This window comes from Amycolatopsis rhizosphaerae (assembly GCF_007713715.1).
GTDB lineage: Bacteria > Actinomycetota > Actinomycetes > Mycobacteriales > Pseudonocardiaceae > Amycolatopsis_E > Amycolatopsis_E rhizosphaerae.
Window position 1 is genome coordinate 1 of the sequence record NZ_VJWX01000074.1, and the last position, 20,760, is coordinate 20,760.

Annotated in this window: 21 protein-coding genes; 15 read left to right on the forward strand and 6 right to left on the reverse strand. The window is 70.9% G+C overall.

The annotated features are described in order from the left end of the window. A partial coding sequence (gene ftsY, locus FNH05_RS10505) for a signal recognition particle-docking protein FtsY (RefSeq protein WP_144587157.1) occupies window positions 1-876 on the forward strand: 876 nt, incomplete at its 5' end. 199 nt (window positions 877-1,075) lie between these two features. On the opposite strand, the gene FNH05_RS10510 is transcribed toward ftsY, so the two are convergent. Further along, entirely contained in the window at window positions 1,076-1,873 is a 798-nt protein-coding gene (locus tag FNH05_RS10510; protein WP_144587158.1) for an IclR family transcriptional regulator, read from the reverse strand. A gap of 107 nt (window positions 1,874-1,980) precedes the next feature. Between FNH05_RS10510 and aceB the strand changes: the two genes are divergently transcribed. From aceB to FNH05_RS10525, 3 genes are all read left to right on the forward strand, one after another. After that, entirely contained in the window at window positions 1,981-3,564 is a 1,584-nt protein-coding gene (gene aceB / locus FNH05_RS10515) for a malate synthase A (RefSeq protein WP_144587159.1), read from the forward strand. A gap of 1 nt (window position 3,565) precedes the next feature. After that, window positions 3,566-4,771 (forward strand): DUF6986 family protein, encoded by a 1,206-nt coding sequence (locus FNH05_RS10520; protein ID WP_144587160.1) that lies wholly within the window; start codon window positions 3,566-3,568, stop codon window positions 4,769-4,771. A 63-nt stretch (window positions 4,772-4,834) separates the two neighbouring features. Then, a complete protein-coding gene (locus FNH05_RS10525) occupies window positions 4,835-5,284 on the forward strand; it encodes a hypothetical protein (protein ID WP_144587161.1) in 450 nt (149 codons plus the stop codon). Window positions 5,285-5,334: 50 nt separating this feature from the next. Here FNH05_RS10525 and FNH05_RS10530 read toward each other — a convergent pair whose 3' ends face one another. Beyond that, on the reverse strand, window positions 5,335-6,783 hold the full coding sequence (locus FNH05_RS10530; protein WP_144587162.1) for a PucR family transcriptional regulator: 1,449 nt from the start codon (window positions 6,781-6,783) through the stop codon (window positions 5,335-5,337). Between the two features lie 167 nt (window positions 6,784-6,950). On the opposite strand from FNH05_RS10530, the gene FNH05_RS10535 reads away from it, so the two are divergent. The 7 genes from FNH05_RS10535 (at window position 6,951) to FNH05_RS10565 (ending at window position 14,475) form a co-directional block, all read left to right on the forward strand. Beyond that, entirely contained in the window at window positions 6,951-7,814 is an 864-nt protein-coding gene (locus FNH05_RS10535; protein WP_144587163.1) for an FAD binding domain-containing protein, read from the forward strand. Then, the gene (locus FNH05_RS10540) at window positions 7,805-8,263 is read left to right on the forward strand and encodes a (2Fe-2S)-binding protein (protein ID WP_144587164.1); all 459 of its coding nucleotides are present in this window, start codon (window positions 7,805-7,807) and stop codon (window positions 8,261-8,263) included. The genes FNH05_RS10535 and FNH05_RS10540 overlap by 10 nt, the downstream gene beginning before the upstream one ends. After that, on the forward strand, window positions 8,260-9,588 hold the full coding sequence (locus FNH05_RS10545) for an 8-oxoguanine deaminase (RefSeq protein WP_144587165.1): 1,329 nt from the start codon (window positions 8,260-8,262) through the stop codon (window positions 9,586-9,588). The genes FNH05_RS10540 and FNH05_RS10545 overlap by 4 nt, the downstream gene beginning before the upstream one ends. Continuing rightward, window positions 9,585-11,873 (forward strand): xanthine dehydrogenase subunit D, encoded by a 2,289-nt coding sequence (gene pucD, locus FNH05_RS10550; protein WP_144587166.1) that lies wholly within the window; start codon window positions 9,585-9,587, stop codon window positions 11,871-11,873. The genes FNH05_RS10545 and pucD overlap by 4 nt, the downstream gene beginning before the upstream one ends. Window positions 11,874-11,978: 105 nt before the next feature. Then, the gene (locus tag FNH05_RS10555) at window positions 11,979-12,461 is read left to right on the forward strand and encodes a hypothetical protein (RefSeq protein WP_144587167.1); all 483 of its coding nucleotides are present in this window, start codon (window positions 11,979-11,981) and stop codon (window positions 12,459-12,461) included. 35 nt (window positions 12,462-12,496) lie between these two features. Continuing rightward, complete coding sequence (locus FNH05_RS10560; RefSeq protein ID WP_246127652.1) at window positions 12,497-13,072, forward strand: DUF3558 domain-containing protein; 576 nt, start codon at window positions 12,497-12,499, stop codon at window positions 13,070-13,072. After that, on the forward strand, window positions 13,069-14,475 hold the full coding sequence (locus FNH05_RS10565; protein WP_144587169.1) for a hypothetical protein: 1,407 nt from the start codon (window positions 13,069-13,071) through the stop codon (window positions 14,473-14,475). The genes FNH05_RS10560 and FNH05_RS10565 overlap by 4 nt, the downstream gene beginning before the upstream one ends. 31 nt (window positions 14,476-14,506) lie before the next feature. On the opposite strand, the gene pucL is transcribed toward FNH05_RS10565, so the two are convergent. From pucL to FNH05_RS10585, 4 genes are read right to left on the reverse strand one after another with little or no spacing between them, the layout of a single operon-like run. Then, window positions 14,507-15,400 carry a factor-independent urate hydroxylase gene (gene pucL, locus FNH05_RS10570; RefSeq protein WP_144587170.1) on the reverse strand — a complete coding sequence of 298 codons (894 nt, stop codon included), beginning with the start codon at window positions 15,398-15,400 and terminating at the stop codon, window positions 14,507-14,509. Between the two features lie 5 nt (window positions 15,401-15,405). Continuing rightward, window positions 15,406-15,720 (reverse strand): hydroxyisourate hydrolase, encoded by a 315-nt coding sequence (gene uraH / locus FNH05_RS10575; RefSeq protein ID WP_144587171.1) that lies wholly within the window; start codon window positions 15,718-15,720, stop codon window positions 15,406-15,408. After that, window positions 15,717-16,187 carry a 2-oxo-4-hydroxy-4-carboxy-5-ureidoimidazoline decarboxylase gene (gene uraD, locus FNH05_RS10580; RefSeq protein ID WP_246127650.1) on the reverse strand — a complete coding sequence of 157 codons (471 nt, stop codon included), beginning with the start codon at window positions 16,185-16,187 and terminating at the stop codon, window positions 15,717-15,719. Before uraD ends, uraH begins: the two co-directional genes overlap by 4 nt. Window positions 16,188-16,218: 31 nt before the next feature. Continuing rightward, window positions 16,219-16,686 carry a helix-turn-helix domain-containing protein gene (locus FNH05_RS10585; RefSeq protein ID WP_186382484.1) on the reverse strand — a complete coding sequence of 156 codons (468 nt, stop codon included), beginning with the start codon at window positions 16,684-16,686 and terminating at the stop codon, window positions 16,219-16,221. Between the two features lie 106 nt (window positions 16,687-16,792). Here FNH05_RS10585 and FNH05_RS10590 point away from each other — a divergent pair, with 106 nt between their 5' ends. The 4 genes from FNH05_RS10590 to alc form a co-directional block, all read left to right on the forward strand. Continuing rightward, entirely contained in the window at window positions 16,793-17,578 is a 786-nt protein-coding gene (locus FNH05_RS10590; protein ID WP_144587173.1) for a hydroxypyruvate isomerase family protein, read from the forward strand. After that, complete coding sequence (locus FNH05_RS10595) at window positions 17,575-18,453, forward strand: 2-hydroxy-3-oxopropionate reductase (RefSeq protein ID WP_246127651.1); 879 nt, start codon at window positions 17,575-17,577, stop codon at window positions 18,451-18,453. The genes FNH05_RS10590 and FNH05_RS10595 overlap by 4 nt, the downstream gene beginning before the upstream one ends. A 117-nt stretch (window positions 18,454-18,570) precedes the next feature. Further along, window positions 18,571-19,899, forward strand: a complete 1,329-nt coding sequence (gene allB / locus FNH05_RS10600) for an allantoinase AllB (RefSeq protein ID WP_144587175.1) — start codon at window positions 18,571-18,573, stop codon at window positions 19,897-19,899. Beyond that, a partial coding sequence (alc, locus tag FNH05_RS10605) for an allantoicase (RefSeq protein ID WP_144587176.1) occupies window positions 19,899-20,760 on the forward strand: 862 nt, incomplete at its 3' end. The genes allB and alc, both read left to right, overlap by 1 nt.

The following is a 20,760-nucleotide window of genomic DNA, read 5'->3' on the forward strand; positions in this document are numbered from 1 at the left end:
GTGCTTGGCCAGAGCCTGCTGGGCCTGCTCGGCGCCCGGGACCTGGACGAGAACTCCTGGCAGGACGTCGAGGACACGCCGCTGGTGGCCGACCTGGGTGCCGCCACCACGGCCGAGATCGTGGAAGGCCTGCGGGCGGAACTGAGCCGCCGCGCCGTGCGCACCTCGGATGAGGCCCGCGCCGTGCTGCACGAAGTGCTCACCGACACGCTCACCACCGAGGCCGGACGAGCCGTGAGAGCCCTGCCGCACACCGTGGACGGACGGAAGCAGCCCGCGGTCGTGCTGATCGCCGGGGTCAACGGCACCGGCAAGACCACCACCACCGGCAAGCTCGCGCGCGTGCTGGTCGGGCAGGGCAGCCAGGTGCTGCTCGGCGCGGCCGACACCTTCCGCGCCGCCGCCGCCGACCAGTTGCAGACCTGGGCGGAGCGGGTCGGCGCGGAGGTGGTCCGCGGCAAGGAGGGCGGCGATCCGGCGGCGGTCGCGTTCGACGCGGTCAAGCGGGGGGTCGAGACCGGGGTGGACGCGGTGCTGATCGACACCGCGGGCCGGCTGCACACCAAGACCGGCCTGATGGACGAGCTCGGCAAGGTCAAGCGGGTGGTGGAAAAGCAGGCCAAGATCGACGAGGTGCTGCTCGTGCTCGACGCCACCACCGGGCAGAACGGCCTGGCCCAGGCGCGCGTGTTCGGCGAGGTGGTCGACGTGACCGGCATCGTGCTGACCAAGCTCGACGGCACCGCCAAGGGCGGCATCGTCTTCCAGGTCCAGCGTGAACTCGGCGTTCCGGTCAAGCTGGTCGGGCTCGGGGAGGGCCCGGACGACCTCGCGCCGTTCGAGCCCGCCGCCTTCGTGGACGCCCTGCTCGGCTGACTTGATCACCGGGGGCAAAGCACCTTCCGGCGCCACAGCCGTTCGGCAGGCTGACCCGGCGCCGCGGGACACCGCGGCGCCGGGACCGGACTTGCCTTGGGGATTTCGTCATGACAGCTGCGATTCCGGACGAGCTGCGCGAGACCGCGGACACCATCGCTGACGTCGTCGGAACGGTTCGAGATCACCACCGAGAGCGCTAGGCGCTCAGGTCCTCACCGGCAAGGTGGGCCGAAAGGGTGGCGGCGATGCGCTGCACGGCGGGCGCGATGCGGGACACGGCCTCCTTGGTGAGGCGGCCTTCGGGGCCCGAGACGGAGATGGCGGCCGGTGCGGGCGTGCCGGTCAGCGGGACGGCCACGCACCGCACGCCGAGTTCCTGCTCGCTTTCATCGACGGCGTAGCCCTGGGCCGCGATCTTGTCGAGCTGGGCCAGCATCTCGTCCGGATCGGTGAGCGTGTGCTCGGTGTAGGCGGGCATTCCGGTGCGCTTCAGCAGCGCGCGGACCTCGTCGGCGGGCAGTTGCGAGAGGATCGCCTTGCCCACCCCGGTGCCGTGCGGCAGCAGCCTGCGGCCCACCTCGGTGAACATCCGCATCGAATGCTTCGAGGGGACCTGCGAGACGTAGACCACCTCGTCGCGTTCCAGTACCGCGAGGTTGGCCGTTTCGCCGACCTCTTCCACCAGTTCCGCGAGCAGCGGCCTCGCCCAGGTGCCGAACTGCATGCTCGCGTTTTCCCCCAGGCGGATGAGGCGCGCGCCCAGCGCGTAGCGCCGGTTGCTGTTCTGCCGCACGTACCCCAGTGCCACCAGGGTGCGGATCAGCCGGTGGATGGTGGGCATCGGCAGCCCGGAACTGGCGGCCAGCTCCGACAGGCTCGCCTCGCCGCCGGTGTCGGCGAGGTGCTCCAGTAGTTCGAAGGCGCGCCGGAGGGACTGCACACCGCCGTCGCGGGACGCCTTCGCGGTAGTGCTCGTGTCGCTGTCGTCAGCCACGGATCTCCTCGCATTGAGCTTCCGCTATGCAGAAACTATACTCCGGGATGTAGAAAAAGCAGTCCCTACATCCGTCTTTTCCACCGATCAACATGGAGTGTTGCAGCATGTCTGAAGTCTCCGAAGTCTCTGTGCTCGGCGGCCCGGTCGAGCGTGGTGCCGAGATCCTCACCCCGGAGGCACTGGAGTTTCTGGCCGGCTTGCACGACAACTTCGCGGCGCGCCGGGATGCCCTGCTCGAGGCCAGGGGAAAGCGCCGCGAGGAGGCCAAGCGCACCGGCAGGCTGGACTTCCTGCCCGAGACGAAGGAAGTCCGTGAGTCGGAGTGGCAGGTCGCGGGCGCGCCCGCCGCGCTGCGGGACCGGCGCGTGGAGATCACCGGCCCGACCGACCGCAAGATGACCATCAACGCGCTCAACTCCGGCGCGAAGGTCTGGCTGGCCGACTTCGAAGACGCCAACACCCCGCACTGGCGCAACGTGGTCGGCGGGCAGGTCAACCTGTCCGACGCCATCCGCGGCACCATCGAACTCGACTCGGGCGGCAAGCACTACGCCCTGCGGGACGACATCGAGCTCGCCACGATCGTGGTCCGTCCCCGCGGCTGGCACCTCGACGAGCGCAACATCACCTTCGGCGGCCGCAAGGGCGTCGGCGCACTGGTCGACTTCGGCCTCTACTTCTTCCACAACGCCCAGGCGCTGCTCGACTCCGGCAAGGGTCCGTATTTCTACCTGCCGAAGATGGAGAGCCACCTCGAGGCGCGCCTGTGGAACGACGTGTTCACCTACGCGGAGCGACGCCTGGGCATCGAGCACGGCACCATCCGCGCCACCGTGCTGATCGAGACCATCCCGGCGGCCTTCGAGATGGAAGAGATCCTCTACGAGCTGCGTGAGCACGCCTCGGGCCTCAACGCGGGCCGCTGGGACTACCTGTTCAGCATCATCAAGTACTTCCGTGACGCGGGCGAGAAGTTCGTGCTGCCGGACCGCAACAGCGTCACGATGACGGCGCCGTTCATGCGGGCCTACACCGAACTGCTGGTGCGCACCTGCCACAAGCGCGGCGCGTTCGCCGTCGGCGGCATGGCCGCGTTCATCCCGAGCAAGGACCCGGAGGTCAACGAGAAGGCCTTCGCCAAGGTCCGGGACGACAAGGCCCGCGAGGCCGGTGACGGGTTCGACGGTTCCTGGGTGGCGCACCCCGGCATGGTCGGCATCTGCCGCGAGGAGTTCGACAAGGTGCTCGGCGACAAGCCGAACCAGCTCGACCGGACCCGTGACGAGGTGCGGGTGACCGCGGACCAGCTGCTCGACGTGGCGGCCACGGAGGGCGCGGCGACCGAGGCGGGCCTGCGCGCCGCGGTCGACGTCGGCGTGCGCTACATCGCCTCCTGGCTGGGCGGGAACGGTGCCGCCGCGATCCACAACCTGATGGAGGACGCGGCGACCGCCGAAATCTCGCGGTCGCAGATCTGGCAGTGGGTCCAGAACGGCACGCAGCTGGACAACGGGGAGAAGGTCACCCGCGAGCTGGTCCGCACCGTGCTCGACGAGGTGCGCAAGGAGCTGGACGGCCAGATCCCGGGCGAGCTGCTCGCCCCGGCGGTCGAGCTGTTCGAGGAGGTCGCGCTCGCCGAGCAGTTCGTCGACTTCCTGACCCTGCCCGCCTACGAGCGGATCTCCTGACATGGCGTCCGGCCGGCTCACCGAGCGGACCTATGCCGCCGCCGACGCGCGGCTGTCCGAAGTGGACGCCCGCGTCGCGGCCCGGTATCCCGGGGAGCCGGCCGGACGGCAACCGGTGCACACCGTGTACGTGCCGGCGAGCGCGTACGGGCCGGGCCTGGTCGCCGACTGGGGCGAGCGGGCCGGGAAGATCTTCGCCGACCGGGGCGGCGAGCTGGGCCTTGCCCCGGATCTCGCCGTCCGCGTGGCCCGCAAGCTGGAGACGGAACCGATCGAGGATCTGCGGATCGACTTCGAGGACGGCTACGGGCACCCCGGGGACGAAGAAGAGGACGCGGCGGCCCTGGCCTGCGGCCGGACCTTGGCGCGCACGGCCGGTGCGACCCCCTTCTGCGGTATCCGGTTCAAGAGTTTCGAGCAGGCCACCCGGCGGCGCGGCATCCGCACGCTCGACCTGTTCCTGGCCGGGTTGCTGGAGACCGGTCCGCTGCCGGAAGGGTTCGTGGTGACCCTGCCGAAGGTCACCGCGGTCGAACAGGTTTCGGTCGCCGCGGACGTGCTCGCCGAGCTGGAGCGGGCCTACGACCTGCCGGAGGGCCGGTTGCGCTTCGAGGTGCAGATCGAGACCTCGCAGTCCATTGTGGACGCCGATGGCGCGGTCGCGGTGGCCGGGATCGTCACCGCGGCCCGCGGCCGGTGCAGCGGACTGCACTACGGCACCTACGACTACAGCGCCGGTCTCGGCATCGCCGCGGCGTACCAGAGCATGGCGCATCCGGCCGCCGATTTCGCGAAGGCGGTCATGCAGGTCGGCGCCGCCGGAACGGGCGTGAGGCTGTCGGACGGGTCGACCAACAGGCTGCCGGTCGGGGAGGCGGTGACCGAAGCCTGGCGCGAGCACCTCGGGCTCGTGCGGCGCTCCCTGGAACGCGGTTTCTACCAGGGATGGGACCTGCATCCGCATCAGCTGCCGACCCGCTATGCCGCGACCTACGGCTTCTTCCGCGAGGGCCTGCCCGCCGCCGCGGCACGGCTGCGCGACTACGCCGAGGCGGCCGACAGCGGTGTGCTCGACGAGCCGGCCACGGCGCAGGCCCTGGCGGCCTTCCTGTGCCGGGGGCTCGACTGCGGTGCCCTCGACGAGGGCGAGATGCCCTTGCCGCGGGCTCGTCTCGACGCCTATCGGCGGCGCGCTATCACCCGTTAGTGTTAACGCATTCGTCCGAATGGCCGAAGTGTGGTTCAGACCTTCGGCGGTAGGTTCCTGATCATGTCAACAACAAACAAACTGTCTCGCATTCGTGTCAGGCGTTTTTTGGCCGCGCTGGGGGTCGCGCTGGCCGTGCCGATGATGTCCGCGGGCGCACTGGTGGCGACGGCCGGTCAGAGCGAGGCGATGTCCTCCCTCTGCACCGGCCGGGTGAGCGGTCTGCCCGGGGACTGGACCGAGGGGTCGACGGTGTGCTCCTACACCTCGCCGAACACCGACGACTGGCCGGGCCACATCAAGATCACCTGGAGCGCCCAGCCGGGGACCCAGCAGTACGCCTGCGTCGAGGCGCGGATGGGCAAGGCCGCCAACCCGGACGACTGGCAGTCGCTGGGCTGCGGCAAGAGCAACTCGGGTTACATCTCCTGGCCGCGCAACACCGCGTCCATGGTCGAGATCCGCGTGAAGAGCATGAACATCGGCCTGGCGAACGTCGAGTACTCCATCTGACGTTTCCGGCCCGCGAAACGGGCTCTCCGGCGTGCGCCGGGGAGCCCGTTTCATGCCTGGAGGGCGAGGTAGACGTCGACCTGGGTGGTGAAGTCGGTGAGGTCCGCGCCCAGCAGTTCGGAGGCGCGCCCGATCCGGTAGCGCAGGGTGTTGACGTGGACGTGCAGCGCCTTCGCCGCCGCCGTCGGCGAACTGGAGCATTCCAGGTAGAGGCGCACGGTCCGGACCAGATCGGTGCCCTGCGCCGCGTCGTAGGCGAGGAGCGGGCCGAGGACGCGGTCCCGCACGCTGCGGCGCAGTTCGTCGGGGGTGCCCGCGACGAGCAACCGGTGGACGGGGATGTCGGCGCCCGCCACCACGGAGATCCGTTCGCCGCGCCGCGCGGCGAGTTCGAGGGCGTAGCGTGCTTCCTGGACAGCGCCGCCGAGTCCGTCCAGCGCGACCGGGCCGCCGAGCCCGGCGAAGGCCAGGGAAAAGCCGATCACACCGTCCACATTCGACAGAGCGGCGCGGGTGCGCCCCGTCCAGTCGTCCGGCCAGTGCTCGTCATCGGGCACGATCGCGCAGGCGTCCCGGCCGATCCGCCCGGCCGGGACCGCGGCGGCCGGTTCGACCAGCTCGGCCAGGAGTTCGGAGTCGAGACCGGTCTCGTCGCCGGGAGTACGGAGGAGGACCACACGGACCGGTTCGCGCAGCCCGGCCGCGACGGCCGCGGACACCACATCCCCCGTGCCGGTCTCCAGCGCCTGGAACAACGGTTCCGCCATCCGGTTGTCGGAACGGCGGACCTGGCCGGCCCGCGCGCGGGCGAGGCCGACCAGCCCGGCCAGCTCCTCGGCGAGTTCCCCGGGCTCGGTTCCGCGAACGGCGAGCACCCACGGCACGGCGAACCGGCCGCCGACCGGCAGCAGGGTGAAGCCGCCGTGCACGGCCGCGTCCCGTCCCGGCACGAACCAGCCGGCTTCGGGCGGCGCCGGAGCGGTCCCGGCGACGAGGCGGCCGGTGGCGGACAGGACCCAGCAGGCCGTGCCGAGTTCCTCGGCACCCTGGCGCAGCAGGTCGGGGAGCGGGGCGCCGGCCGCGGACAGCAGCCGCTTGCGCGCGCCACCGGGTTCGCGGCCCCGGCCGGCGGCCAGCGCCAGCACCACCCGTTCGGTGACCACCGCGAACGACAGGTCCGCGGGAACCTCGATCAGCGGGATGCGGTGGCGCGCGCAGGAGTTCAGCACGTCCTCGGGAATCCCGCCGGTGTCCGCTCCCGAGGCCGCCAGCGCGGCCACCCCCGCCCTGGCGAGCGCGGAGACGAACGGCTCGGCGTCGCCGGGGCCGCGCCACCAGAGCAGGCCGGTGAGCACCACCTCGCCCGCCGAGACGTAGCGGCTCGGGTCGGGGAGTTCGGTGACGTAGATGCGGCTGACCTCGCGGTCGAGCAGGGCGGACCCGGTCCGCAGGCGCAGGCGCAGCTCCGGGATGTCCAGCAGGGTTTTCACCAGGGTCATGACACCGGCGATCATACTTTTCCGCGCCCGGCAGGCGGTCCCCTCACGGCCGGTTTTCCTGGTTGTCACCCGGGTTGTGGGAAAGTACGAACGGCGGGCCGGCGGGGGCGGCGGGTTCGTCGTCCGGTGCCGTTGCCGCCCCGGCGCGCGGGCGGTCTACTGGCCACGTGGACTTCCTGCGACCCTCGACGCTGGCCGAAGCGCTGGCCCTCAAGGCCGGACGCCCGGAGGCGCTTCCCCTCGCGGGCGGGACCGACGTGATGGTCGAGCTCAACTTCGACCGCCGCCGTCCGGCCGCGCTGCTCGACCTGGGCGGGATCGGGGAGCTGGCCGAGTGGTCCTCCTCCGGCGAGGGCATCCGGCTCGGCGCCGCGGTGCCCTACACCCGGCTGATCACCGAGCTGGGGGAGCGGCTGCCCGGGCTGGCCCTGGCCGCCCGCACCGTCGGCTCGCCCCAGATCCGCAACCGGGGCACGGTCGGGGGAAACCTCGGCGCGGCGTCCCCGGCAGGCGACACGCATCCGGTGCTGCTGGCCACCGGAGCCCGGATCGAGGCCGCCTCGGTGCGCGGGACCCGGCTGGTTCCGGCGGAGGAGTTCTATCTCGGAGTCAAGCGCAACGCGCTCGCCGAGGACGAGCTCATCACCGCCGTGCACCTGCCGCCCGCGGCCGGTCCTCAGCAGTTCGCCAAGGTCGGCACCCGCAACGCCATGGTGATCGCGGTGTGCTCGTTCGCGCTCGCCCTCGAGCCGGGCCGGGTGGGAGCGGCGATCGGTTCGGCCGCTCCCACACCGCGACGGGTACCCGCGGCGGAGGAGTTCCTCACCGGCGAACTGCCCTGGGACGCGCCGGTCCCGCTGCCGGATTCGGTGAAACGGCGCTTCGGGGAGCTGGTGGCCGCCGCGGCCGAGCCGATCGACGACGTCCGCGGCACCGCGGCCTACCGGCGGCACGCACTGGCCGTGCTGGCACGGCGGAGCCTGACCTGGGCTTGGCAGGACATCGTGGAACGGGGACAGGCATGCGCGTGAACGTGACCGTGAACGGACAGGCCCGCGAGGCCGACGGCGTGTGGGAGGGGGAGAGCCTGCTGTACCTGCTGCGGGAGCGGCTCGGCCTCCCCGGCGCCAAGAACGCCTGCGAGCAGGGGGAATGCGGTTCCTGCACGGTGTACCTCGACGACGTGCCGGTGTGCGCCTGCCTGGTCGCGGCCGGTCAGGCGGAGGGCCGCACGGTGCGCACCGTGGAAGGCCTCGCCGGCGACGGCGCACTCCACCCGGTGCAGCAGTCCTTTGTGGATGCCGGGGCGGTGCAGTGCGGGTTCTGCACGCCGGGACTCGTCGTCGCCGCCCACGATCTGCTGGCGCGCGTGCCCGACCCGGCCGACGAGGAGATCCGCGAAGCACTGGCCGGGAACCTGTGCCGCTGCACCGGTTACGAGAAGATCCTCGAAGCGGTCCGGACGGCGGCGAAGCGATGAGGACGGTGATCAACGGCGCGGCCGTCGCCACCGTCGACGCCCGGGGAACCGAGTACGCCGCGGGACACGTCGTGGTCGAGGGTGACCGGATCGTGGCGGTCGGGGACGGCCCCGGCGAGGGGGACGTGACCATCGACGCGGGCGGTTGCCTCGTCACACCGGGGCTGGTGAACACGCACCACCACCTCTACCAGTGGGCCACCCGCGGGCTCGCCGCCGATTCGACCCTGTTCCAGTGGCTGGTCGAGCTGTACCCGGTCTGGGGCGGGCTCGACGCCGGGATCACGCACACCGCGGCCAGCGCGGGATTCGCCAGGCTGGCGCTGACCGGATGCACCACCGTCGCCGACCACCACTACGTCTTCCCCCGCGACGGGGGTGACCAGATCGCGGCGCTCGTGGCCGCGTCGGAGCGGGTCGGGCTGCGGGCCCACCTCGTGCGCGGCTCGATGGACCGCGGGGTCTCCGACGGCGGGCTGCCTCCGGACAACCTCGTCGAGGACACCGAGGCCGCGCTGCTCGGCACCGAAGCGGCCATCGACGCCTATCACGACCCGTCGCCGGGTGCCCGGATCCGGATCGCGGTCGGGCCGTGCTCCCCGTTTTCGGTGACCGAAAAGCTGATGAGGGAAGCAGCGGAACTGGCGCGCCGCAAGGGCGTCCGGCTGCACACCCACCTGGCCGAGACCCTGGACGAGGAACAGCAGTGCCTGGCCGAATTCGGCTGCACCCCGGCCGAATACGCCGAGGCGCTCGGCTGGCTCGGCGAGGACGTCTGGATGGCCCACTCGGTGCACCTGGCACCGGAGGCGATCCGCCGGTTCGGCGCGACGCGGACCGGCTCCGCGCATTGCCCGACCTCCAACGGGCGGCTCGGCACCGGCATCGCCCCGGTGCGGGAGCTGCTCGACGCGGGCGCGCCGGTCGGGCTCGGCGTGGACGGTGCGGCCTCGAACGAGTCCGGGGGGCTCGGGGAGGAACTGCACCAGGCGCTGCTGCAGGCCCGGCAGCGCGGCGGCCCCACGGCGCTGACCGTGCGCGAAGCGCTGTGGATGGGCACCGCGGGCGGCGCTCGCTGCCTGGGCCGGGGTGAGCTCGGCTCACTCGAGCCCGGCAAGCTGGCCGACCTCGTGGTGTGGGAGCTGTCCGGCCTGGCCTACGCCGGGATCGGGGATCCCGTGGCGGCGCTGGTCCTCGGCGCCACCCCGCCGGTGAAACTGCTGATGGTGGGCGGCGAACCGGTGGTGGAGGGCGGGCGGCTGCGCACCACCGACGAGCGGGCGCTGGCCGCCGAACTGGCCGCGGCGAGCAGGAGGTTGCGATGACCACGTCGGAAACCGCGATCGCGTCGGGCACCGGCACCGGGATCGGCGGCAGCCCCCGGCGTCCGGACGGGGTGGCCAAGGTCAGCGGGGAGTTCGCCTACTCCTCCGATCTCTGGCACGAGGACATGCTGTGGGGGGCGACCCTGCGCAGCCCGCACCCGTCCGCCCGCGTCACCGCGATCGACTTCGGCGAGGCCCTGGCACTGCCCGGGGTTCACGCCGTGCTGACGCACCGGGACGTGCCGGGGCTCAACCGGTACGGACTGGAACACCCCGACCAGCCGGTGCTGGCCGAGGACGTCGTGCGCTACCAGGGCGAACCGGTGGCGCTGGTGGCGGCCGACCATCCGGAAACGGCGCGAAGGGCGCTGGCCCGCATCCGCGTGGACTACGAGGTGGCCGAGCCCGTCACCGACCCCGAGCGCGCGGTCGCCGGGGAAGGACCGGAACTGCATCCGGGCGGGAACGTGGTGCGGTACGTGCCGATCCGTTGCGGAGACCCCGGGGCGCCCGCCAACGTGGTCGTCACCGGGTCGTACGAGGTCGGCATGCAGGACCAGGCGTTCCTCGGGCCGGAATCGGGACTGGCGATCCCGGCGGAGGACGGCGGGGTGGACCTGTTCGTGGCCACCCAGTGGCTGCACGTCGACCGGCGGCAGATCGTGGCCGCGCTCGGGCTGCCCGAGGAGAAGGTGCGCCTGACGCTGGCCGGTGTCGGCGGGGCGTTCGGCGGCCGGGAGGACCTGTCCATCCAGGTCCACGCCTGCCTGCTCGCCCTGCACACCGGGAAACCGGTGAAAATGGTCTACAACCGCGAAGAATCGTTCTACGGTCACGTGCACCGGCACCCAGCGAAGCTGCACTACGAGCACGGCGCGGACCGGGACGGACGGCTCGTCTACGTCAAGGCGAAGATCTATCTCGACGGCGGGGCGTACGCGTCGTCCACTCCGGCGGTGGTGGCCAACGCCGCGACCCTCGGGGTGGGGCCGTACGAGGTGCCGAACGTGGTCATCGACTGCTGGGGCACCTACACCAACAACCCGCCCTGCGGTGCGATGCGGGGGTTCGGCGCGGTGCAGGCCGCGTTCGCCTACGAGTCGCAAATGGACAGGCTCGCGCAGGCCTGCGGGCTCGATCCGGTGGAAGTGCGCCTGCGCAACGCGATGCGCGAAGGATCGGTGCTGCCCACCGGCCAGGCCGTGGATTCGCCTGCTCCGGTGGCGGAACTGCTGCGGCGGCTGGAGAACCTGCCGCTCCCGCCGGAACCGGCGGGCGAGCGCGATCTGCGCACCCTGCCCGGTGGGGTCTCGAACACCACGCACGGCGAGGGAGTGGTGCGCGGGGTCGGCTACGGCGTCGGCATCAAGAACATCTGCTTTTCCGAAGGTTTCGACGACTACTCCACCGCTCGGGTCCGGTTGGGCGTGGTGGGCGGTGAGGCCGCGGCGACGGTGCAGACGGCGGCGTGCGAGGTGGGGCAGGGCCTGGTGACGGTGCTGGGCCAGATCGTGCGGACCGAACTCGGTGTCGAGCGGGTGACGATCCTGCCGATGGACACCACGATCGGCAACGCGGGGTCCACTTCGGCCTCGCGCCAGACCTACGTCACCGGCGGGGCGGTGCGGGCCGCCTGCCTGGCCGTGCGCTCGGCGCTGTTCCGCCGTGCCGAAAGCCGCTTCGGCCGCGCCGGGCGGTTCAGCCTCGCCGGCGGCAAACTACTGTCCACAGAGGACGGCGTGGTGGCCGATCTGGTGGACGTGCTCGGTTCCGGCGAACTCGACGAGACCGTCGAGTGGCGGCACCGGCCCACCGAAGCGCTCGACCCGGAGACCGGGGCGGGCAACGCGCACGTGCAGTACGGTTTCGCCGCACACCGCGCGGTGGTGGACGTCGACGTCGAACTCGGCCTGGTGAAGGTGGTTTCGCTCGACTGCGCCCAGGACGTCGGCAAGGCGCTCAACCCGCAGGCGGTGCTGGGCCAGATCCAGGGCGGTTCCGCGCAGGGACTCGGGCTCGCGGTGATGGAGGAGATCCAGATCTCCGGCGGCCGGATCCGCAACCCCTCGTTCACCGACTACCTCATCCCGACCGTGCTCGACATGCCGCCGATGAGGATCGACGTGCTCGAAGAGGCCGACCCGAACGCGCCCTACGGTTTGCGGGGAGTCGGCGAGCCGCCCACCATCTCGTCCACCCCGGCGATCGTCGCGGCGATCCGCGCCGCCACCGGCCTGGCGCTCACCCGCGTCCCGGTGCGCCCCGAGCACATCACCGGGGCCTGAGCCGCGGCCTTGAGCCGCGGTGGTGACTTTCCGTGTTCTGCCCACCGCACCTTGCTGTCGTTAGTACCCTTGACCCCGACTCGGAGCTTTCGTCAGGGGGACGACATGAGCTGGTGGGACGACGTCACGTTCGTGGTGACCGGTGAACAGAGCACGGCGGTCAAGGCCCACTGGGGCCAGGCGTTCGCGGGCGGGCCGCCCCCCGCGGGGGCGCCGGGCGGCCCGGCCGGTGGCAGCGGCTCGGCGGGCGTGATCAGCATGAACCGCGAGGAAATGGAAGACACGCTGAAGCGCGCCCGGGATCTGCTGAACGAGATCAACCAACAATTGAACTCAGCAAGGTTCGGGGCGAACGCGAAGCCCTACATCTTGGAGAACATGGCGCCGCCCGCGCAGGATCCGGCGAGCGTGGCGGCCACCAAAGCCGCCAACAATGCGGGAACGTATTACTACGGGCACTTGCGGCGTCAACAGGCCTACCTGCGCACGGTGATCGATAAGATGTCCAAGGCGCTCGGTGAGACTGTGCAGGCGGACCAGGGTGCGGTGGACATCGTGAACAAGGCCGGAGAGGGGATGTACGGGTGAACAGGCGGGTTGCGGCATCTGTCGCGTTGGTGGGTGTGTTGTTAATCGGCGGATGTTCATCGCATTCCGTAACTCCTCCGGTCGCTACTGGCGCTGGCTCGGGCGCTGCGTCGGTTTCCACCGGCTCAAGTGCGAGGTTGGTGCCGACGGTGTCGAGTCCGCTGCCCGTCGCAGTGATCAGCAAGCACCCATGCGACAGCGCCTTGACTGACGCGCAGGTGAAGGACTTGCTTGGCGAAATATCCCCGCGGTTTCATACTGATAATCAGGCTGGCCTGCTATGTCAGTGGCAGAAGCAATCGACTGGCGCCACTGTCGCTATCGGCTGGCTGACTGGCCTCAAAGATGGCTTGAATCAGGTGTATGCGAACCAGAAGGATGACGCCTATTTTCAGCCGTCGGAGATTGAGGGATTTCCTGCTCTTGTCTATGACATCACCGATAGGAAACCGGACACCAACTGTGCGATCTCGATTGGAATAGCGGACAAGGTTGCGATCGACGTTGGTTTCACAGTCGGTACCAACCGGTCCGGGAAACAGAATCCGTGTGATGCGGCGAAGGTCATCGCGGGGATGGTGCTGGACAACCTGAAGGCGGCGGCGCGATGAGCCTCTGGTCGTGGGTCGGGGACCGGTACAAGGAAGCCGTGGGGGCGGTCGGTGAGGCCGAGCAGTGGTTCGAGCGCCAGATCGATGATGCCGCCGACTGGGTCGCCGGGGTGTTGAAGGACATTCCGGACGGGCAGGCCATGCCGATCGCGCAGATCGTGAAGGAGATCCAGGCCGGGTACGGTTCTGCCGATCTCCACCAGGGCGCGCAGGCCGCCAAGGACGAGATGGCCGCCCAGGTGAAGATCTCCGATGGTTCGCACGACCTGGTGCAGCGGTTGGAGTCGGCGTGGAGCGGGCAGGGGGCGGACGCGGCACGGGAGAACATCCGGCCGCTGGCGTTGTCCGCGGACGACGCGTCGCGGACGTTGTCGTCGAACGGGCAGCACATCCAGACTCAGGCCGACACCTTCGACCAGATCCGCAATTCCCTGCAGCCGCTGGCGGATCCGCCGCCGGAGAAGAATTGGTACGACAACTTCGTTCCCTGGACGACGGACGCCGAGAAGGCGGTCGACCAGTACCACCAGCAGGTGCAGCAGAACCGGCAGCTCTACGACCAGTATCACCAGAGCAGTTCCGTGGTGAGCCAGTCCGTCCGGATCGACTACGGGCAGTTGCCGGACGCGCAGGACGCTCAGGTCAGCGACTTCCAGCTCGAGCAGCCACGGCAGGACACCGGCGGAAAGCAGGATGTCAACGTCCCGGGCCGGACGGACGTCGGAGGCGGTTCCGGCCGATATCAGGCTCCGCCGGTGAGCAACTACGTGCCTCCGGCCGCGTCGATTCACCCGACAGCCGGAATGCCGGGCACCGTGACAGGGTCGCCGGGCGCTGTGACAGGCACTCCCGGCGGGGCGACAAGCTCGCCCGGCTATCAGATGCCGTCCTACAACGTTCCGTCCCGCAACGACTCGACCGCTGCTTCGGGCTACACCACTCCGGGCGGCAGCAACCCGGGTTACCAGCCGCCCGCCTTTTCGCCGCCTTCCTTCGGTCCCAGCGGGGGGAGCGGTTACGACCCGTCGAGCGGGTCCACCGGGGCCGGATTCGGCCCGATGGGTGGCGGTTTCAGCAGCGGTGGCGGTTTCAGCAGTGGTGGCGGGATCGGTGGAAGCGCCGTTGGGGCGGGTTCCGGCGGTCCCTTGCAGGCCGGTAACCGGGTGGGTGCCGGTGAACCCGGCTTCGCGGCGAGGCCAGGTGCTTCGAGCGCGGCTGGGCCTGCGGGTGCGGCCGGTGTGTCCGGGCGTGCCGGAATGTCCGGGATGGGGGGCGGCGCTCACGGTGGCCGAGGCCAGGGCGGTGAGGACGAGGAGCACGAGACCAAGTTCCTGCTCGCCGAAGACGGTGACGAGATCTTCGGCACTGACGAAAGGACCGTGCCACCGGTCATCGGCCTGTAGCCCGTGAATTCGCGTCGGGTGACCCCGCTGGTCAGAAGGCCGGGAGGGTGTGCCAGGCGAGTCCGGCGTCTTCGGCGTCGTCTCGCAGGACGCTGCCCTCGATGAGTCCGTACGGGCGGTCGGAGGCGAAGAACACCTCGTTGTCGTTGCCGAGCCCGAACGGGGTGAGGTCGACCAGGAAGTGGTGCTTGTTGGGCAGCGACAAGCGGATCTCGGCCACCTCGGGCCGTTTCTCGAGCACCGCTTCGCCCATCGCGTACAGCGTCTGCTGCAGGGACAGGCTGTGCAGGCTCGCGAAGGTCTCCAGCAGGGTTTGCCGGACATCGCCGAACGCGCCGCGCCAGTCGATGTCTTCGACGCCCCGGTAGCGCCAGCGGGCGCTCACGGCAGTGGCGAGGATGCGGTCGTCGGTCTCGGCCAGTGTCGTGTACTTGTCGCGCGGGAAACCGTGGAATTCCGAGCCGGTGGACTTGAGCACCACCAGGTCCCGCAGCCCGGACACCACCCAGGCCCGGTCGCCGTCCACGGTCACCGCGGTGGTGCGCTTCTCGTCTCCGGAACGGGAAAAGGCGTGGTCGTGGGGTTTCCCGGCGACCTCGATCCGGTCCCAGCCATGCTCGTCGACCAGGACGCGGGCGCCGGTGATGTGGCCGAACGCGCCGACGAAGTGGCGGCCCAGCCGCAGCGCGAAGTCCTCGATCTCCCCGACCGGGCTTTCCTTCGCGAAGGCGTAGACCGTGTTCTTCTGCGTGTCGGTGGCGACCACGACCGAGTTGTCGCCGGTCAGGTGGGTGGCCGCGAGATCGCCGCGCAGGGCGGTCGACACGGTCAGGTCCTTGAGGTGGTGCACGGGCCCGCTGCGGTCGACGGTGACCATCCGGACTTCGGCCTTGCCGTACTGGTTCGGCCCCAGCTTGACGGCCACGGCGATCAACTCCCTCGGTAGGTGCTGTAGGCGAACGGGCTGAGCAGGATCGGGATGTGGTGGTGCGCCTCTGGGTCGGTGATCCGGAAGGAAACGATGATTTCGGGGAAGAAGCCGTCGGGCCCGAGGTAGGCGGCGGTGTCGAAGACCAGCCGGTACACCCCGGGGTCGAGCCGTTCGGGTCCCAGTTCGCGGACGCGGCCGTCGTCGTCGGTCAGCCCGCGCGCGAGCACGGTGCCGCGGGCCTCCAGCCGCACGGGGATGCCCGCCGCGGGGCGGCCTGCGGCCGCGTCGAGGACATGCGTGGTCACCAGGCTCATGCCGTCACCGCCTTCTCCAGCCGCAGCAGGGCGATCTCGACGAGTTCGCGGCCCGCGACGGCCAGTTCCGTTTCGGGATCGTTGCCCATCCGCTCGCGCAGCGCGGCCAGCATCTCCTCTCCGCCGCGTCCGGCGGCGCGGATCAGGAAGACGTGCCCGAACCGTTGCTCGTACTCGGTGTTGGCCGCGCGGAACCGGTCAGCCGCCGTACTGTCCACTCCGGACTGCTCCGAACGGGACAGTGCGGTGGGCCGCTCCCCGATGCGGGGGTGGGCGGCCATCGCGCGGCGGATTTCCTCCGGGGTCAGCGTGATCCCGGCCGCGACCGCCCGCAGCGCGGCGAGGCTGGGGTAGGGGCGCCCGTCCAGGACGGTGTCCACCCAGCGCGGCACCTCGAGACAGCCGGCGAGCAGGGTGGCGGCCTGGTCGACGGGGGTGGTGTTGAATCCGGCCAGATCGAGGGGCACGAGCGGATCCTCCTTCAACATTTTGTTGAAGTCAAGCTTCGCGGTTCAGGTAGTTGTAGACCGTGAACCGGGTGACCCCCAGTGCTTCGGCGATCGTCACCACCGCCTTGCGCAACGTGAAGGCTCCTCGCTCCTCCAGCAGGCGGACCGCGCGCTGCTTGTCCTGGCGATCCAGGTCGGCGAGCCTGCCGCCGAGTTCGGCCTCGACCTCCCGGATGAGGCGGTCGAGGGGCTGTACCGCGGGCTCGGCGGGCCCGCGGGCCTCTTCGGTGGAAAGCTGCAGGGTGAGGCGGGTGGCGCCGGCGGCCAGCGCGGCGCGGGCGATGGCGGGCAGTGCGTCGAGCACGGCGGCGGCTTCGCCGCGGGCCGTGGTGCCGAGCGGGCCGAAGTCCATGGTCAGCCCGGCGGCCGAGGCCGCCTCACGGGCACGCACGGCATGCGGCGGAGGTTCGCCTTCGCCGCGGAACGGTTCGGTGGTGAACTCCGCCTTCAGTTCCACGCCTGGCACGGTAGCCCCTTACCGGTCGATTGACGTGCGGAAGGTCGCGAAGCTAGTCTCATTATACGGAAATTTGCTTCCGCAATATGAAATTTCGGGGTAGGACATGCGCTACGACGTGAACCTGTCGATCCTGTTCACCGAGCTCCCGCTGCTCGCCCGCGCCGAGGCCGCCCGCGCGGCCGGGTTCACCGCGGTCGAATACTGGTGGCCCTTCGAAACGGCCTCCCCGGCCGACCGCGAGGTCGAGGCCTTCGTCCGTTCGGTGGCCGACGCCGGGATGACGCTGGCGAGCCTGAACTTCTTCGCCGGGGACATGGCGGCCGGGGACCGCGGGCTGATCTCGTGGATCGGCCGTGAGGCCGAACTCGCCGACAGCGTGGCCATCGCCGTCGGCATCGCCGAACGCCTCGGCTGCCGCACGTTCAACGCGCTCTACGGCAACCGCCTCCCCGGCGTGGACCCGGCCGCGCAGGACGAGCACGCACTGTCCACTCTGGACGAGGTCGCGGCGCGGGTCGCCGGGATCGGTGCCCGGCTGGTCCTCGAACCGCTCTCCGCCGTCGAGGCCTACCCGCTGCGCACCGCGGCCGACGCCTTCGCCGTGATCGACAAGGTGGGACGGGACAACCTCGCGCTGCTGCTCGACGTGTACCACCTCGCGGTGAACGGCGACGACGCGGCGGCCGTCATCGCCGGCCGTGCGGCGGGCATCGGTCACGTCCAGCTCGCCGACGCCCCCGGCCGCCACGAGCCGGGAACCGGATCACTGGACATCGAGGGATATCTGACCGGCCTGGCCGACGCCGGTTACGAGGGATACGTCGGGCTGGAGTACGTACCGGCCGGAGCGAGTGCCGAATCGTTCGGATGGCTGAGGGGGCGGCGATGACGCGCGTCGGTTTCATCGGGCTGGGCATCATGGGCGGCCCGATGGCGGTCAACCTGGTGAGAGCCGGTTTCGAGGTCACCGGACACAACCGGACACCGTCCAAAACGGACCGGCTGGTGCGGGCGGGCGGCCGGGCGGCAGGCAGCGTCGCCGAGGCGGTGACCGGCGCGGACGTGGTGCTCACGATGCTGCCCGACTCGCCGGACGTGCGTGGGGTCGTGCTCGGCGAAGGCGGGGTGCTCGCGCACGCCCGCGAGGGCGCGCTGCTCGTCGACTGCAGCACCATTCGCCCCGACGTGGCACGGGAACTCGCGGAGGCGGCCGCCGAACGCGGCCTGGCCATGCTGGACGCACCGGTGTCCGGCGGCGAGCAGGGCGCCGTCGAGGGCACGCTGTCGATCATGGCGGGCGGTACCGCCGAGGCGTTCGAGGCCGCGCGTCCCGTCCTGGACGCGGTCGGCGCCACCGTGGTCCACGTCGGTCCCGCCGGGGCCGGGCAGACCGTCAAGGCGGCCAACCAGCTCATCCTCGCCGGCACCCTCGAACTCGTCGCCGAAGCGCTGGTCTTCCTCGAGGCTCACGGGCTGGACACCGGGACCGCGTTCCGGGTACTGGCGGGAGGCATGGCGGGCAGCACCGTGCTCGACCGCAAGGGCGCGGCGATGCGCGCCCGCGAGTTCACCCCCGGGTTCCGGGTCGCACTGCACCACAAGGATCTCGGCATCGCGCTGACCGCCGCGCGCGAAGCCGGGGTGGTGATCCCGCTGGGCGCGGCCGTGGCCCAGCTGATGGCGGCGCTCGACGCACAGGGGCACGGTGGTCTCGACCACAGCGCACTGGTCCAGCTCGTCGCCCGGCTTTCCGGGCGGGAATGAGGCGGTCCCGGCGGCGCGGGCCGGTCCTGGGGGAAATCATGATCGAGCGCACAGAAAACGCCGCCACGGGCACTTCTCTGGCTAACGTGGTCGAATCCGCCGGGTGAGGAGGAAGCCGTGGACTTGGTGTTCCGGGCGCGGCGCGCGGTGACGCCCGCGGGTGAGCAGGCGTGCGACGTCGGCGTGACGGACGGCAGGATCGTCGCCGTCGAACCGCCCGCCGCCGCCCTCACCGCGGACCGGGTGATCGAGCTGGGCGGGGACGAGGTCCTGCTGCCCGGCCTGGTCGACACGCACGTGCACGTCAACGATCCCGGCCGCAGCGAATGGGAGGGTTTCGAGTCCGCCACCCGTGCGGCGGCCGCGGGCGGGGTCACCACGATCGTCGACATGCCGCTGAACAGCCTGCCGCCCACGGTCGACCGGGCCGCGCTGGAGGTCAAGCGCGAGACGGCCGCGGGGCGCGTGCACGTGGACGTCGGCTTCTGGGGTGGCGCGATTCCCGGCAACGGGAGAGAACTGGCCCCGCTGCACGAGGCCGGGGTGTTCGGGTTCAAGTGCTTCCTGCTGCATTCCGGCGTGGACGAGTTCCCGCCGCTGGGCGAAGAGGAACTCGAAGCGGACCTGCGCCGGTTGCGGGCGCTCGGTGCGACGATGATCGTGCACGCCGAGGACGCCGGGACGATCGATCACGCACCGCGGCCGCACGGCACCCACTACCGCGATTTCCTCCGGTCCCGGCCCCGTGGCGCGGAGAACCTCGCCATCGCGCGGGTGATCGAACTGGCCCGCCGTACCGGCGCGCGCGTGCACATCCTGCACCTGTCCTCGTCCGACGCCCTGCCGATGATCGCGAGCGCGCGGCGGGACGGGGTCGCGCTGACCGTGGAGACCTGCCCCCACTACCTGAGCTTCACCGCGGAGGAGATCGCCGACGGCGCCACCCAGTTCAAGTGCTGCCCGCCGATCCGGGAGTCGGAGAACCGGGAACTGCTGTGGCGGGGCCTTGCCGAGGGCGTCATCGACTGCGTGGTCAGCGACCACTCGCCCTGCACACCGGAGCTGAAACGCTTCGACGCCGGGGATTTCGGGGCCGCGTGGGGCGGCATCGCCGGACTCCAGGTGGGCCTTCCCGCCGTCTGGACCCAGGCTCGGCAACGCGGTTTCGGCCTCGCCGACGTGGTCCGCTGGATGGCCCGGCGGCCCGCCGAGCTGACCGGGATGCGCCGCAAGGGCCGCATCGCGGTGGGCGCCGACGCCGATTTCTGCGTGTTCGCCCCGGACGAGGCGTTCGTGGTGGATGCGGCGAAGCTGCGCCACCGCAATCCGGTCAGCGCCTACCACGGCAGGCCGCTGGCCGGGGTGGTGCGCGGAACCTGGCTGCGGGGCCGGGAGGTCACCGGCGAACGGCCGCGAGGTGGGTTACTGGTGCGAGGGAGCGTGTAGTGGATCGTCCTGAGTGGACACGAGAACCGGACCTGGCTTCACGGCGGGCAGGCGGCGGCGTGGTGTGGGCCAACGACGAACTGTTCGCCGAGCGGGAGAACCTGATCAAACCGGCACCGGCCGAGTTCCGGCCGTACAGCTTCGGTCACAAGGGACAGATCTACGACGGCTGGGAGACCCGGCGGCGCCGCGAACCCGGTCACGACCAGGCCGTGGTACGGCTCGGCCTGCCCGGGGTGGTGTCCGGGGTGATCGTGGACACCGCCTTCTTCACCGGCAACTACCCGCCCTTCGCCTCGGTGGAGGCGATCGCCGTGGAGGGCTATCCCAGCCCGGAGGAGCTGGCGGCCCTGGAGTGGACGACGATCGTGCCGCGTTCGCCGCTGGCCGGTGACAGCGAGAACTTCTTCGCCGTGGCCGACCGGCACCGGTTCACCCATGTGCGGCTGACGATCTACCCGGACGGCGGGGTGGCGCGCCTGCGCGTGCACGGCACGCCCGTGGCCGATCCGCGGCTGCTCGACCTGGCCTCGTTCGACCTCGCCGCACTGGAAAACGGCGCCCGCGTGGTGGCGGCGAGCAACATGTTCTACTCCGCGCCGGGCAACCTCATCTCGCCCGGATCCGCCACCGTGATGGGGGAGGGCTGGGAGACCGCACGCCGCCGCGACGACGGCAACGACTGGGTGGTCGTCGAACTCGCCGCGGAAGGGGTGCCCCGCCTGGCCGAACTGGACACCAGCCATTTCAAGGGCAACGCACCGGGCTGGGCCTCGCTGTCGGGCACGACCGACCCGGAGGCCCCCGGCGCCTGGTTCGAGGTCCTGCCCCGCACCCGGTTGCAGCCGGACACCCGCCACC

Excerpts from the sequence above, each read along its gene's own strand:
- aceB (WP_144587159.1), top strand. The coding sequence starts at position 1,981 with ATGTCTGAAGTCTCCGAAGTCTCTGTGCTCGGCGGCCCGGTCGAGCGT.
- FNH05_RS10520 (WP_144587160.1), top strand. The coding sequence starts at position 3,566 with ATGGCGTCCGGCCGGCTCACCGAGCGGACCTATGCCGCCGCCGACGCG.
- FNH05_RS10525 (WP_144587161.1), top strand. The coding sequence starts at position 4,835 with ATGTCAACAACAAACAAACTGTCTCGCATTCGTGTCAGGCGTTTTTTG.
- FNH05_RS10530 (WP_144587162.1), bottom strand. The coding sequence starts at position 6,783 with ATGACCCTGGTGAAAACCCTGCTGGACATCCCGGAGCTGCGCCTGCGC.
- FNH05_RS10540 (WP_144587164.1), top strand. The coding sequence starts at position 7,805 with ATGCGCGTGAACGTGACCGTGAACGGACAGGCCCGCGAGGCCGACGGC.
- FNH05_RS10545 (WP_144587165.1), top strand. The coding sequence starts at position 8,260 with ATGAGGACGGTGATCAACGGCGCGGCCGTCGCCACCGTCGACGCCCGG.
- pucD (WP_144587166.1), top strand. The coding sequence starts at position 9,585 with ATGACCACGTCGGAAACCGCGATCGCGTCGGGCACCGGCACCGGGATC.
- FNH05_RS10555 (WP_144587167.1), top strand. The coding sequence starts at position 11,979 with ATGAGCTGGTGGGACGACGTCACGTTCGTGGTGACCGGTGAACAGAGC.
- FNH05_RS10565 (WP_144587169.1), top strand. The coding sequence starts at position 13,069 with ATGAGCCTCTGGTCGTGGGTCGGGGACCGGTACAAGGAAGCCGTGGGG.
- uraH (WP_144587171.1), bottom strand. The coding sequence starts at position 15,720 with ATGAGCCTGGTGACCACGCATGTCCTCGACGCGGCCGCAGGCCGCCCC.
- FNH05_RS10590 (WP_144587173.1), top strand. The coding sequence starts at position 16,793 with ATGCGCTACGACGTGAACCTGTCGATCCTGTTCACCGAGCTCCCGCTG.
- FNH05_RS10595 (WP_246127651.1), top strand. The coding sequence starts at position 17,575 with ATGACGCGCGTCGGTTTCATCGGGCTGGGCATCATGGGCGGCCCGATG.